The 14,536-nt window shown below is 44.0% G+C and carries 11 protein-coding genes; 5 read left to right on the top strand and 6 right to left on the bottom strand.

Annotation, left to right across the window (positions count from 1 at the left end):
• Window positions 1-39: 39 nt before the first annotated feature.
• The 5 genes from istB to ABDD95_RS07780 all read right to left on the bottom strand — a co-directional run bounded on the left by istB (window position 40) and on the right by ABDD95_RS07780 (window position 6,778).
• Entirely contained in the window at window positions 40-792 is a 753-nt protein-coding gene (istB, locus tag ABDD95_RS07760) for an IS21-like element helper ATPase IstB (protein WP_345948854.1), read from the bottom strand.
• 17 nt (window positions 793-809) lie between these two features.
• Entirely contained in the window at window positions 810-2,339 is a 1,530-nt protein-coding gene (istA, locus tag ABDD95_RS07765; protein ID WP_345948853.1) for an IS21 family transposase, read from the bottom strand.
• Window positions 2,340-2,943: 604 nt separating this feature from the next.
• Complete coding sequence (locus tag ABDD95_RS07770; protein ID WP_345951315.1) at window positions 2,944-3,216, bottom strand: helix-turn-helix domain-containing protein; 273 nt, start codon at window positions 3,214-3,216, stop codon at window positions 2,944-2,946.
• A gap of 1,134 nt (window positions 3,217-4,350) precedes the next feature.
• Window positions 4,351-4,662, bottom strand: a complete 312-nt coding sequence (locus tag ABDD95_RS07775; protein ID WP_345951316.1) for a hypothetical protein — start codon at window positions 4,660-4,662, stop codon at window positions 4,351-4,353.
• Between the two features lie 76 nt (window positions 4,663-4,738).
• Window positions 4,739-6,778, bottom strand: coding sequence for a hypothetical protein (locus ABDD95_RS07780; protein WP_345951317.1), 2,040 nt, complete (start codon window positions 6,776-6,778; stop codon window positions 4,739-4,741).
• On the opposite strand from ABDD95_RS07780, the gene ABDD95_RS07785 reads away from it, so the two are divergent.
• The 5 genes from ABDD95_RS07785 (at window position 6,755) to ABDD95_RS07805 (ending at window position 12,858) form a co-directional block, all read left to right on the top strand.
• Window positions 6,755-8,068 carry a hypothetical protein gene (locus ABDD95_RS07785; RefSeq protein ID WP_345951318.1) on the top strand — a complete coding sequence of 438 codons (1,314 nt, stop codon included), beginning with the start codon at window positions 6,755-6,757 and terminating at the stop codon, window positions 8,066-8,068. The genes ABDD95_RS07780 and ABDD95_RS07785 overlap by 24 nt on opposite strands.
• A gap of 367 nt (window positions 8,069-8,435) precedes the next feature.
• Window positions 8,436-9,149, top strand: a complete 714-nt coding sequence (locus ABDD95_RS07790; RefSeq protein WP_345951319.1) for a hypothetical protein — start codon at window positions 8,436-8,438, stop codon at window positions 9,147-9,149.
• Window positions 9,150-9,266: 117 nt separating this feature from the next.
• Window positions 9,267-11,798, top strand: a complete 2,532-nt coding sequence (locus tag ABDD95_RS07795) for a P-loop NTPase fold protein (RefSeq protein WP_345951320.1) — start codon at window positions 9,267-9,269, stop codon at window positions 11,796-11,798.
• Window positions 11,799-11,962: 164 nt separating this feature from the next.
• Window positions 11,963-12,361, top strand: a complete 399-nt coding sequence (locus tag ABDD95_RS07800; protein WP_345951321.1) for a hypothetical protein — start codon at window positions 11,963-11,965, stop codon at window positions 12,359-12,361.
• A gap of 23 nt (window positions 12,362-12,384) precedes the next feature.
• Window positions 12,385-12,858, top strand: a complete 474-nt coding sequence (locus ABDD95_RS07805) for an HAD domain-containing protein (RefSeq protein ID WP_345951322.1) — start codon at window positions 12,385-12,387, stop codon at window positions 12,856-12,858.
• 237 nt (window positions 12,859-13,095) lie between these two features.
• On the opposite strand, the gene ABDD95_RS07810 is transcribed toward ABDD95_RS07805, so the two are convergent.
• Window positions 13,096-14,427 carry a hypothetical protein gene (locus ABDD95_RS07810; RefSeq protein ID WP_345951323.1) on the bottom strand — a complete coding sequence of 444 codons (1,332 nt, stop codon included), beginning with the start codon at window positions 14,425-14,427 and terminating at the stop codon, window positions 13,096-13,098.
• Between the last annotated feature and the right edge of the window lie 109 nt (window positions 14,428-14,536).

The following is a 14,536-nucleotide window of genomic DNA, read 5'->3' on the forward strand; positions in this document are numbered from 1 at the left end:
CTGTAGAAGCATTATTACAAAGTTAGCTATTAAAGGTTATTATTGGTAACTGATTTCTTTTTCATCAGCCCTGCGTTTTTTTCTCATAGATTCTCCTTTGAGCTCCAGTCTGTGAGCGCTGTGTACAATACGATCCAGTATGGCATCAGCTATCGTTTTTTCGCCGATCACCTCATGCCATTTACTTACCGGAAGTTGTGAGGTAATGACCAGTGAGGCTTTGCCATGCCTGTCTTCGATGATCTCCATCAGGGCAGCCCTGTTTTGCGCATCAAATGGCTGCAATCCGAAGTCATCAAGTATAAGCAGGTGCTGCCGTTCGATCTTTGCTATTTCTTTGATGTATGAGCCATCGGCCTTGGCCATCTTTAGTTTGGCCAGTAGTTTGGGGGTACTGGCGTAGAGTACTCGGTAACCCTGCGTACAAGCTTGATAGCCAATTGCAGAGGCTATATAACTCTTACCTATACCGGTGCTACCTGTCAGCAATACATTCTCATAACGCTCGATGAATGTGCAATCTGCAAGCCGCATTACCTGATTACGATCAATGCTCCGGTCCGCATGGTAGTTTACATCTTCGATAGATGCTTTGTACCGGAACTTAGCATAATAGATCTGCCGCTCAATGCGACGATTATGCCGATCATCCCATTCGGCATCAATGAGATGAGCCAGCAATTCATCGGCCGTATAGCTATCTGTTTGCCCGGTTTCCAGGCTGCTTTGGAAAGCATGGAACATGCCGAAGAACTTCATCTTCCGCATCTTGTCTAAAGTGTTCGTGTTCATATTGATATTATTATTGTTTATTGGTAATAGTCTTCTCCTCTGATATTATCATGCTCCGGCATGGTAAGTTCATTTGCAAACAGGCTTTCTTCGTACTGATCAAGGTTCTTTTCCAGAATCATCTGTATGGTCTTGTAACTGTACATACCATAACTCAGCCCCCTTCTGCAAGCCATGATCAGGCGTTCATTACCCGCCTTACTGGCAAAGCCCAGTACGCCAACGCAAGATCTATAGGCATGCTCTGCGTAATTTTTGCGATTGAGAATGTGTTGAATATAAAGGCGCACGTCCTCATGGATTGATGCCGCCCATGAGAGGAACTTATCTGGATTCCAGTCGGCAACAAACTGGTGGGTGGAGGCCAGATGGTCTTTGTCAGTAATATAGCGATGCAGTCCTCTGGTACGCTTGTGAATGGCTATTCGTTCATAATGATAAAAGGCCTCTACTGTGGAACTGGAATAAAGCAGTTTTATCTTTTTGCCGATAAAGCGATAAGGGACACTATAGTAGTTTTTGTCAGGCCCAAGGCTGACATGCCCGTTTTTCATTACGGTTGCATGGAACTGTTTTTTAAGCTCATAGCGTAATACAGGCAGAGGCATGAGTGTTTCGCGCTCTACCTCCTCAAACTGCTGCCTGCGGCTATAGGGGCGGCTTTGCATTAACCTGTTATTGTGCTCTTCCAGTAGTTCATGTATAGCTGCATTCAGCTCTTTTAAAGAATGATAGACGTTCTTACGAAGCGGCACATAGATCCGAGTGTAAATGATCCTTACAGCACCTTCTACCAGTGCTTTATCCCGTGGCCGGAACGCCCGAGCCGGTAAGATAGTCGTGCAATAATGATTGCTAAAGTCTTCAAACGTTTCATTCAGCGTAGGTTCGTAACGGTTACTTTTAGTGACGGCAGCTTTCAGATTGTCCGGAACAATAGCTTCCGGCACGCCGCCAATATAGTGGAGTGTATTCTCACAGGCCGTTATGAAGTCTTCTTTTTGCTGGCTCAAAACAGCTTCTACATACGTCAGTTGGCTTGCTCCAAGTATGCCTATAAAGACCTCAACAGGAATGATCTCACCGGTTTCCTTATCGGTTATATTCAGCTTTTGACCGGCAAAGTCTACGTATAGCTTATCACCGGCTTTGTGATCAATATGCATGACAGGGTTAACCCGGGCCTTCCACTGCGTATAGTAAAAGCAGAACTGGCTATATTGATAACCATCCGGGAACTCTTTGCGGTAGGCCTCCCAAAGTATATGACGGGTAACACCAGTACGTTTCAGCTCTTTATCTACTTTGGGAAAGCAGCGCAGCATGGCTTGCATACGGCTATTGGGCGGTTGTTCTTTTGCTTTGCCAAACAGATCTTCCAGCTCTTTGTCATTGAAAGCATTTACTTCATCAAAGGTAAAGCCGCTCTCTTTGAAAGATGCCAGGTACTTCTTTACGGTGTTTCTGGATGCATCGGCCTGGGCGGCTATAGACATAATGCTGCGCCCATTCGTATACATCCTTAAGATCTTTCTTATCTTATTCATACTGATCGTAGTGTTTGCCATGCTATTGAGGAGTTTTAAACCCTCAAAGATGGCGGCTTCTACCGCATCAGCTGCATTCCAGGGTGGTCATTTTCGCCCGGAATCCCTGGTCAGTTTGTCCCGGAATAGGGTGGTCAATTTGCGCCGGAATGATCGACCTCTTTATTCCGGAATACTTGGTCATTTTCAGCAGAATACCCAGCTCTAAGTTATTGTTTTATCTTTATTTTAACAATCAGTAGGGGCACAATAACGGCAAAATATAGAGATGGGAGAAAATTTTTTTACCCTATCTTTCTGTACAGCCAGTTCAATATATCTAAATATTAAAATAGATGAATTTTGCTGCCTTCTTTTGGATGGAAACTTGGTTGATAACAAAGATAACCCCTGATACTCAATTCTACGATGCACTTATGATAGGTAGCAGCTGAAGAAATTTTACTGTGAAACATTAATTGTTTTCTTGAAATGTTAAAAGGATTGGTGCCTGCTTCCTTATAGCATCTATATAGAGCTAGAAACAAGCAGATGTGACTTGGGGTGATCAAATTATCTGTAACTGCTTGATCGAGGAAAATGAAAAGCTTGTTTGTTGAAGCCATTATAAATTCTCCTTTCCAGCATCTAGTAATCGCTTTATCTCGGAATGCTTGTAAAATAACGTGCCGCCAATTTTAGTGTAATTCAACCGCCCGGTGATACGCAGATTTTGTAAAGTGCCTGACGAGATGTTGAGCATTGTTCGGACCTCTTTGCTCTTTAACCATTGTCGTTCTTCCGTTTGTTGTGGCCTAATCAGTAATCTAAGCTCACTGAGTAACTCGGCTTTAAAAGCCAGTAAATCTTCTTTGGTAATAATTTCTATTGCCGCCATAGTCGTGAATAATACAGTAAAATGTAATGAGAGAATTAATGACGAATCTGAATTCGCTGACTATGGAAGGGAAAGCAGGCGAGAAGTCACCCGCTTGAATATGATGGTAATATACTGCTTTATTTCAAATCTTCGACTATTTTTTATAAAATATTTGATGATTATCATCAATAGATGAGGCTCTAAAGAATGTCTACAATGACATCGAGCCGTTGTCCAAAACAGACTCTCTCAATAGGACTGGACGCAAAACCCGTATAGTAACCATAAATAGTAAATTCATTACCAGTGCATTAAAATCGAGGAGAGGCCATCAACCTAAATTTTATTTGTGCCGGTTAAGAATGGTAAATCATAATTGCCTAAGTTGCTTACTGGTCTACCTACGACGGGCCTATTAGATTGAGATTCATTCAACCAGTCCGTCTAGTTGTTTCAAGCGCATGATGGACGCTTGGTGAGGAATGGGGCGCATATTTAGGATATGGCGGTCCGTTGCGCCAGGGTAAAAGCCATAGCATTAGGGATTGTACAGTCGCCGCCTAACATACATGCATGACTTCAGCAAAAACTGCATCTACCAACATATACAGATCGTCTGATCAAAGTACGCAAAAAGTCCGCTAAAATAATCATACTCCGTTTATTAATCTGTTGTAAACCAGTATTTAACACTGTTTTTAAATCTTACTTTATTCAACCGTGTTCTGGTAATATTTAAACGCGCAGCGGCTGCAATCCGTTGAATTGAGCAAAGTTGATTATAATGCAACCAGCTGCCGGATGGTGATGCTGCAAAGGGCACATGACCTCCGCCTGCCGATATCGTTGACCGCCACTGTCTAGAAGGAAACGCTAGTGTCAGAATTTGACTAACGTATCTGCTAATGGCTGGTCAGAACTTATGAAGGAATAACCAAGAGGCCGGGATTAACCTAGGATGCCTTTGGCAAACGCTATCACGAACTGCATTGTTCTACCTCTAGCGTTAATGCAGTAACCATCCCCGGCGCCCCGGCTTTGCCGAGGCGTTTCGCTGCTGCTTGGGTTTTCGTGTAGTGACGTGGAACCAGACACCGGGAATGAAACTACGGTGATAGCTGTTAGAAAAAAAGTTAGTGCCTTTGACGGAGTTTACAATAAGCGCAATTGTGAACATCGCTCTGCGTTGGCTATCAGTTGCATGTTGGTACAATAAAAGCCGGCGATATGCCGGGTATAGGGACAATAGCCGTAACGGACCAGCTTGATCTGACCTGCCCGTTTTAACCTGGCCACATACCGGCAGATGTTGGGCCGGAGTACACCTGTTTGGACTTCTATCATGCGCATCGTTGCAGGACCTGCAAAGAAGGCGTCAATGACGCGTTGGTACTCATCAGGCGCTGATTTTACGTTGTTGAATTTGCTGTTCTGCGGTGCAGATGAATTGTTGAATGATCGCATAAAATTTGATTTTTATGCAAGTTGCCCTTACCGATTTTCGCGATTTTCCCGAATGAAGATAAAGAAGAAAATGAAGCTAAATCTGCTTGATGAGCCGCTCCAGGTCGTTATAATACTGGTGGTAAGCTCTGCTGGGGGGATTCGATAGCGTGCGTTTGGTGATGTCCAGGCCGGGTATCAGCTCATTGATGAGTTTGGTTTTTACATCAGGACTCAACGCCGGGTCGGTTCTGTGTTCCCGCTGCAGCACATCGAACCAGGCGACCACCGCGCTTTTGGAGCGTTCACCTAAAATGTAATGTCCGGCCAGGCTGACAATGGGCGGTTTGACCACCTTTAAAACGTTGAGGTATTGCTCGGTAAGGGCGGGTTTCCTAAAAATGCTGGCTACTGGCGACGGGGTGGCCGCTACGGTCTTGACCGGCCCTTCCGCCGCACGCTTTTGGTTCAGCCATACCCGAAAGATATCTGCTTTTTTCAGGTTGGCCCCAGCCGAGTGGCGCTCTAAATTCCGATTACCCAGCAGTTCGACATAGTTCAGAAAGTCTGCTTTCGGCGCAGGCGTTAAAAGGTATTGTTCTTCCAAAAAAGGCACCAGTGCGCTTTCGGTAGCCTGCTTGAACGCATAGTTGAACTTGGTCTCTAAAACGATCTGTTGCTGCTGGAAACGGCTTTTGATATTTTCAGCCGCTGTCAGGTCCGGGTCGTTTTGAAAATGAAAGGTGTTCAGGTTGAAAGAAAAAAACCGGTGCGGGGCCTCATAATAGCCATGGCTGCGGTCATTCACCGCGATAATGTTGAACTTCTCAATGAAAGCAATGACCTCGCCGCAGATCTGTGCCAGCCGCGCATTATCGGCGATATAGTTAAACGGTTGGATTGGCAGGTTAATTCCTGCTTCTTGTAAAGCCGACCGATCCGTGCCAAAGACGATACTGGAAATATAGTGGGGATGAACAGTGACGATCGCATGGTACTTTTCGAGTTCATGGATCCGAACCTCCAGTGGCCGCTCCTGATCTTTCAAAAAGTCATCAACTAGCTTGTTTCTTGCGGTCAGCTTTTGATTGAAAAAGTTTAAACCCTCCAATGCCCGCTCGTGAATTTCGATCAGCTGGTTTTCCAGCAAGCGGTGATTCGATGCGGCTTCAAAGCGTTCAGTCATTTGCCGCTTGAATTCCTGGAGATTAAAGAGTTCAACTTCGGACGAGATGTCCATATGTTGAATATAACGTCCGTTGATGCCGCCACGACCGTCCGGGCCCAGTACCATAGGGTAAGCCTCCGGATTTTCGGGATCGTACTTGCTGTATTGCGATTTGAAAATGGCGATAATGATATTTAGTTCCCGCAACAGGCGGTCAACGGGTGTGATCGGTGGTTTTTCTGGTTGGTGGTCAGCCCCGGCAACCAGGGTATCCTGTAACGCGGATATAGCGGCCTGAAATACTTCATCGGCATAGGATTTTAAGATGATGAAACGTCCTTTCGCCTCCTCCTGTTCTGTGGAAGAGAGCCGATCGAACATCGCTTCGATAACCAGATTGACATCGATTGAACTGGCCATTACCCAATCCAATAAGGCCATCTTCAATTCCATATCATTGATTTTGGATATGGATGCCACAATGCTTTTGGCTGCAGCGTTACCGTAGGCTTGATAATTCGGAATGTGCAAGTCTCGGAAAATATACTTCTTGAAGACCTCTGCCTGTTCGTTGATTTTTTTGAGCAGTTGAACCGTCGGGGTTTCGGTGATCAACCGTCCATAATATTTTTCGGCGAGGGACTGGTTGGCAATAGCTTCCTGGAATTGTTCCATTAATTGGTAATAGCGACGTTCGGTCGCCGTCCGCGCTACGACAGGCGCCGCGACTGTTCCAGGACCGGACACGCTGGCCCGGGCATGACTTTCAGCAACCGATGTTTCCCATTGTTTGTCTGTAATTAAATCCTGCACGTAGAGATAGGGTTTCGGCCGCGGTTGCAGTCGCGCAAATTCTTTTTCGATGAGCGCCGTGAAACGATCGTTTTTTTTGATTAGATCGCTTAATGGGAAAGTGACAAACTTCAGCTCATGTAGGAAATCAATATGGATATTTTCTGGTATATTCATCGAAGTGCAATTGGAGTAACCGAAATTTCCGGCATTCATAAAAATACACAATTAACGCTTAAAATGAATTTTTTAGAGGAGTGGTATAATAGTCTTCAGCTCTTTAAATGGCAGCATGTCCTGGTCAATGACCCGCATTTCAGAAACATCGAGGGCATTCGGGATGAACTGGCAGCGTTTCTGCCTGCCGAGGACCTGGAATCGCCGCTGATGAAAAACCACGATAGCTGGCTGTTGCATATTTTAGCGGATAAGCAGCCCAATTCCATCTATCTGCTCAACGAAGTAGCGGAACTGTTAAGATTATACAAGACCTTACCCGATCATCATTGCTATAACCTGGTCCAGAAAAATGGCAGAATTAACTACAAGGGCTTTAACGAGAAGTTGTTCGAGCTACATGTCAACTACCTCTTACGGACCGTTGGCCTGGACCCCCAAATAGGGAAGACCTATCTGAGCGATGGCCGGCACAAGGAGATCGATATCTTAATGGCATTGAACGGCCAGATTTATAACGTCGAAATCACCAGGTACTACGATGTATTCACCGAGGAGCTTTTGGCTTACGCTACAGATGTTGTTGGCCATCTCCATAGGACAACGATCAACCGGACGCTCATGCCCCATGAAATCTTTTCCGGCTATATGGGTTTTAAAAAACGCGATGATTCGCTAATCCGACAAAGTAAGGAATTGTTTAATCAGGGCGTAAAATCCTTTTTACATGGTTACCGGTCGGCGAAGGATAACGTGATCCTACATCCTGCGAAAAAAGAAACGGATACGTATGTGTTCAACATTGAACCAACTTTCAGTCAGCACTACGAAAAGCACTACGAGGAGCTGCTGCATTCCTATCCTGGGTATATCAAGTTTAAAATAGAAGCTGATTTGAAAACGAATAAGTTTGTTGCTAATGCGTTTGTCGCGACCAACACCACAGTAGCGGACGTGAATAAACGACTTGTTACCAAAATCAGGGAAAAACTGGCACAGCATAAAACCTATAAAGAGGGAAATTTGGTCATTGTCCTGGGTATCGAGCGCGTCTTTAGCAGCTTTTCCAATAACCGGGCCATTCCAATCACGCAAAAAGATATTGATGCCAGGGCCATTCATGAGGAGATACGAGGAAGAGCCGCGGTCGTTTTGTTGTTTAAGGAGCTGAATCCTACCGGGATATCCTACCAGAAAATGGTTCTAGGAGACAGCGTATGGCATCATGATTTGTTTCAGGTGATAGAAAGGATCAACCCAAACATCAGGTACCTTAACGTCCAGACCTGAGGCGTCGAGTCAAGCATTCACCACGGCACGGGTGCTTTTGTATGAATTTTAAGGGGCAGCCGGTTAAAGTTTATATCAAGGAACCAGGAAAGTAGGGGCCGGGTAAACTGAAGAAGGACCTGTTGCTTCATTAGGTTTTCGTTGACATATGCCGGGCGTCCTTTAACGGTGATGCTGTTCACGCGAACCCATTGCGCTTCTTGCAGTGGCTTCCATCCGAGTCTTTCTCCTTTTGGACGGTGTTTCTTTAACATCTTGGGTGGCATCTTTACAAATATAGCAGGACGACTTATGAAAGTCAATTAAGTTCGCGTAATCGCACAGGCCGCCATTATATTTGACAAGATATCATTTGTTAAATATCAACATGCAAATAGACGATTTCTTAAGGCAGATAAACGACCTGGATTTTCAGGGTATTGTTCGCAGGGAAACAAGGGCATTCCTGGAACAAAATGCCAATTATTATGCCTACGAAAGAAGAGACGAACATAAAAAGCTGCTAGCCGATGGTGCACGCCGGTTCGCCAGTAAGAGTGACAAAACCATTTTTTATGCGGAGGCTATCAACTATTTCAATGAACGGCTGGACTGGCTCGCCGGGCGGCTGTTGCCTGCAAGAACTGGTGGCAGCGAGGATGAGTTTAGCATAACCGGTTTGGAAGAACACTCCAGGCAACAGGATTATCAGCGGTGTAAGCTTCGGTACGAGGCCCAGATATTTTATGCCGTGCGCGAACTGGAAAAAGCGGGCGTAACGCAATTAGGCAAGGATACTTTCTCGGTGGAGCAGGTCAAGGAGCTTTCCAGCAAAGTGGATCAGGTGATTGCGATTTTAGATAAACTCGCTGCGGGCCAGGAGATCGTTTTTAATTCGATCGAAGAGCTTCGAAGCGATTTTGGTAGTTTGAAAGCCGAGTTTCCATTAGGCAAAAAGCGCTGGTATCAGCGTGCCGCCGGTATTGTCGTGAGCTACGCCGGTAACAAAGGAGCGGATGAAATCTATGAGCATCTAAAGCCTGCCCTAAAGCGTTTGGTCGATATGTCTCCCGCCGTTTTGGAAAAGCTGTTGACGACTTAGGCTTCGGATTTTCTTGGTTGCAATCCGTAGTCCGAGCTTGATCCGCTTGCGCTTTCGGATGTCTTTCTGACAGTTTCTTACTGGCTTACTTTAAACATTGTTGTTATTTTAGCTCATATGACCATAAACCGTTTCTTTCGCCTGTATCTTCTTTTCTTCCTGCCTATCCTGCTTTTTCATCTCGTTTTGGAAAGCTTGTTTACCAAAACGGTCGTGTTTTACGTTCTGCAATGGGTAGAGGCTAGCTATTTAAATGACTTGGCATTTATAGGTGTGGCCGGTCTGCTGATCGCCTATTACCTGTCAAGACCGCTGGGCTATGTCCCATCTCTCAGGCGCAGTACCCTGCTTTGGGGCTTGGCCTTGGTTTACTTAGCATACCGTTACTTCCACAATATATGGATATTTACACCTTACCGTTTCTTTCCGGCCTTGAAATATGGGGATACTTTTATGCTGGTTGCAGCCGGTGAATGCTACCTGCATGCAATTAAGTGGTTGAAGCGTAAGCCGGAAAATATTGACCGTTCCGAATTTTATAGCAACCTGCCGGTTACCGCTGAAAGTGATGATAGGCTGGGGTATACGACGTATGCTGCCTCCATTGCAGAGCGATTAAACAAGAGCCATTTTCAGTCATCATTCGCTATCGGCATCAATGGCAAGTGGGGCAGTGGCAAATCTAGCTTTCTGAATCTTGTTGTGAAGAAATTGAATGGCCCTTCGCAGCTCATTGTTCCTTTCAATCCCTGGAACGCTCACGAGCCTACAGCTATTCTCAAAGATTTTTTTGAAAGCCTCGAACACAAGATCAGCCCTTTTCACATAACCTTAGCACGCGATATTCATGATTATGGTCAAAAACTGATCAGTTTACACGACAATACCATTGTACGGGGTATAGCCGCTGGTGCAGAAATGATCACTGGCGGTGCAGGTTCGTTGTCCGAGCAGTATGAAGACATCAATGCCAGGTTGAAAAAGATTGACCGGCAGATTATCATCGTGATCGATGATTTGGACCGGCTGGATAAAAGCGAAATTCGTGAAGTTATCCGGCTAATCAGGAATACGGCAAATTTTTACAACACCGTGTTTTTGGTCGCATATGACCGCGACTATCTGCTGAACGCCATCAAAGCGCTAAATGAACATCAATACAACCATTTTCTCGAAAAAATATTTCAGTTGGAGATCAATCTACCGAGCTTTAGCAGTCATATCTTAAAAGAGTACCTCGAATGCGAACTGATCAAGGTTTTCGGCACCCAGCAAGAAAAAGCGTGTCAAACCGCGATCAAAAAGATCTATGACCACGAGGTCAGTATTCTGGAAGACTGGTTGTCTTCTTTTCGAGATGTCAATCATATTTTAAATGCGTTGCTTGTCAATTCCGAGGAGCTAAAAAACGAGATTTTGATTGCAGACCTGCTTCGGTTAGAGCTTTTGCGCTATCGCTATCCACGGATATATAAAGATCTGTTTGATAAATCTACCACTTGGCTTTACGCCGGCAGGTCAGTCGTTTCAAACCGGGAGCATAGCTATGAACTGAAACAGGTCGACCACAAATCTGCGATGATTACGGAGTTGACGGAACCGAATGGTGAGTATCGCCTTTCAAAGGAGGAAGGAAAGAAAATTGAAATATTGTTGAACAGTATCTTCAAAGAAACTTGGGCGCACGAAGAACGGGATTTCTTATCCGTCCGGTATCCACTAAACTTTGCCAAGTACTTCCATTATAGCCTTAAAGGCTTCCAACTATCTTACAGCAGTTTTCTGAAGGCACGAAATAGTGATCTTCCTGAATTCAAAGAAAGTATTGTCAGTTGGTTGCATGGCGGCCATGCGATAGAACTCAACCGCCTTTTTGAACGGATTAAAATGGAGGATAATCAGCAGGATTTTGAAAAAGTCATCCAGGCGGTTTTCTTTGCCGCGAATGTTCCGCTGGTTTCGAATCCACATTTTCCTTGGAATTATATGCCCGTCCAGGTGAAAGATATTGCAGATAAGCTGCATGATTATAAGCACCGGATTTCGAATAAGGTTTACCAGGACAAAGGCGGGGTAGCGGGGTTATTCAAGAATTTTGTGCAACGCCTCTTCGAGCAGGCCGTTTACCCGTTTCATATCGAGGGGCAGTTGTTGCATTACTTTTTAATTGGTCAAAATATAGAGGCTTCGGTGCTGGATCGCAACGAGATTCGTGCTTACTTACTGCGTTATTTCAAGGAGGTGCTCGTTAATAACGAGGAGGTCAATTACGAAGTGATCCAATACTATGAGTACAATCGGACAAACGAAACTGTGATGGATGGTGACTTGCCCACCACTAAACTGAGAATGTGTCCTGAGGCGCAGTCGCTCATGCTGGACTTTATCTGTACACATCTTGAATCGGCAATTATTAGCGCAATCTCGTTCAATCATAAAAATGAAGATTCCTGGTACCTGGCGGATTGGTTTGCTGATGTATTCGAATCATGGAACCAACTCATTGACTTTGTCGATAACGTGCCTCCGGAGCATTCATACTTGCCGGAGTTTAAGGTTTTTTTACAACTATACGGTTCGATGGAGAAGAAGTATTTTCCGTTCGAGTTTCGAACAATTCCGGTTAATCGAGGCAGCCGAACAGGGTAGGCGGCTTTGAAAAGTACGCAAAACTTCTTTGTGAGAGCATGTTTAGCATAGTCAGTTTAAATGTTGAACCATGCGAGCATCCACAAGGTGTATGCCGCGGCAGATGACTATTTCTTGAAAAGAGCCGTGACACGACCCACGACTTTGTGTATTGTTCGTACATTATGGAATCGAATAAGAAAAATATCAATCTTGAATACATTCAAAATTTTATCAAAGGTCGAGAAATACCTTTGGTTGCTACGCAAACGAAATTGAGCGTGCAGATTATCTTTCGACTTTGTCAGAAAATGGCGCATGATATTAAGTTTGATGAAATTAAAGTGTCTGGTCATTTGGTGATCGACGGGCATCACCGTTATCTCAGTGCCTTGATCATGGCGGTTGAACTTGGCCAGTTAGCAACACATGCTACCTCAGCTACCCAGGAAGTCGGCTGGGATACCGTGCTCTTCGATGAAGAGGATTGGGATACACCCGCTAAAATCGCGCACTTGAATGAAATGGATGCGAAGTATAACAATTTAGAAGTGGATTTCGTTAAGGGAATAACCACCCGCTGAAAAATTAATTGTAAATTCGTATCATGTTGATTTTGTTGGACATTGATGGTGTTATGGTTCCTGCGAACTCCTGGAGAAAGCCGGAGTTTATGGAGGATGGTTTTCCCGTCTTTAGTTTCAGATCGGTAAAAGCACTGCAGCGTATTATTGTTGAAATGGATGCCTCCGTTTTGCTGACTACTTCACATAAGAGCCAGTATAGCGATTCTGAGTGGCAAAGAATGTTAGCGGTCAGAGGAATCAGGGCACGAAACGTGCAAAAACTATCCACAAACAGTTTAGAAGTCAGTCGCCTGAACGAAATACTGGAATGGTATCACCATGAACATAATCATTTGGAAAGGTTTGTGATTATAGACGACGATAAAATGCTGGGGAATCTGCCGGACAACATCAAAGAGCATTTGGTTTTGACTAGCCCCTCTGTTGGACTCACCGATGAATTAGCCGACGATGCGATTGCCATCTTAAAGAAACGGGCTATACAATACCATTAATCTCATTGGTTTCTCCATATAGAGAAGGCTTGTCGTTAAACTTGCTTTTTTGTTTTGAATGTTGTTGAGGGATTGAAATGAATCGGGCTATGTTCTACACTAGGGCATGTCAACGGGATGTCAACAACGAAAATGGTTTGCCAGTAATGCTGCATCATAAGCAGCTTAGAAACGGGCCAAGGCCTTTCCTCGGTTTGACAAAATTCTTCCAGGACGTCACTTCTCAGGACAGTGGCGTTATTTCCCTTTTGCTTTGAAGAACGCCTTGTGCATTTTGTGATCTACGGTCCATGAATCGAATTCAGGGCTATCGCTCAGCCCGGCAACAACATCATCATATCCAAATTGATAAGGGAACTCCTCAAGGAGTTCTGGTTTATTCAAATTGATATAATGACCGTAATAAGAAATGATGGTTTTGTGAACTTTGATCATATCGAAAATGTTTTTCGACAACAAAGTTGAATATCGTCCATCTGAACTGGACTGTTTTGTGTGAATGATCTCATTCCTAAGCTTTTCTAACGTAATAAATTTGCTCCACCACTTTTCCTGGCTTGGTTCTGTTGTCTGTAATACTTCGGTTAGCACTCGCTTAAATTTATCCCTCAACGTAAAGGTACGCTCGATCCCAGTTTTTGAATAGATGGTCTTAATACCTTGTTTTTCCTCCTCGATCGAATAATTGTCGGGAATACAAATATTTGCAAAAGCTTCAAGGGCAGTATAAGCAAATATCAACGAAGTTATAATGAACTGAAAATAGGTGAAGTATTCCTGTTGCTGCTCGACATGTGGAAACATACCATGGTAGTATTTATGGCGCGGAAGAATAGTTTCGTTGTAGAAGGAAAGGGCAAAATTTAGATTTTGGTCGCTGATACTTGAATAAATTGCAACATCGTTTGGCTGAAGCATTAACGTTTCCAGGTTGTCGAATTCCAGTACCCAGTTGTTATTGGTGATTTTATACTGGTGCAGATTATTTTTTTGAAATACGATCCAAGGTTTTTTAATTCGGTAATCGTTTTCTTGTAAATATTTACGGCTTATCCTGGAACTTTCTTCAAAGATAGGATTGATTACCTGCCACTCGTCTTCTATAAAGCGCAAATACTTGATGTGATCCGATTGAGCAAACACCGTTTTTAAAACAGATTTAACCCGCGATTTTCTGCTTTTGTTCAACACATAAATAGTCTCGAATGCGGATTTTACTTCGCGTTTCAGTCTTTCTTTGGAACCGTGTGTAAGTAGAAAGCGCAATTTTATGTTCTCATGAGTTACATACCATATGGAAAGCGGCGGGTAATCATTAAGAGGTGAACGCTCTTTCCCATCACCTTTAAACATGGAAAAAATTGATTCCCATTCCTGCATAAACGTTGTAAAGGCGACCGACTTTTTTTTAAAATGGTTGGTGATGAAAGCTTCCTTCACTATAAGGTTAATCCATGATGAAATGGGAATCCATTCTGATCGTTCATGGAGTTCATCGCCATCAAGTTCCACCAGTTCGATGCTCAGGTCCTCAGTGGTCAATCGCTTAACCACCAACTGATCCACCATGTGGTAGAATAGGGGCTTAGTCGTGATGAACTTTATATCTGATAAAAAATCACTCGTTATCATTAGGAAGCTTAAAAAATTAAGTTTGTATGGTTAAGTGCCTAAGGCA

The sequence above is a fragment of the Mucilaginibacter sp. PAMB04274 genome, assembly GCF_039634385.2.
Classification (GTDB): domain Bacteria; phylum Bacteroidota; class Bacteroidia; order Sphingobacteriales; family Sphingobacteriaceae; genus Mucilaginibacter.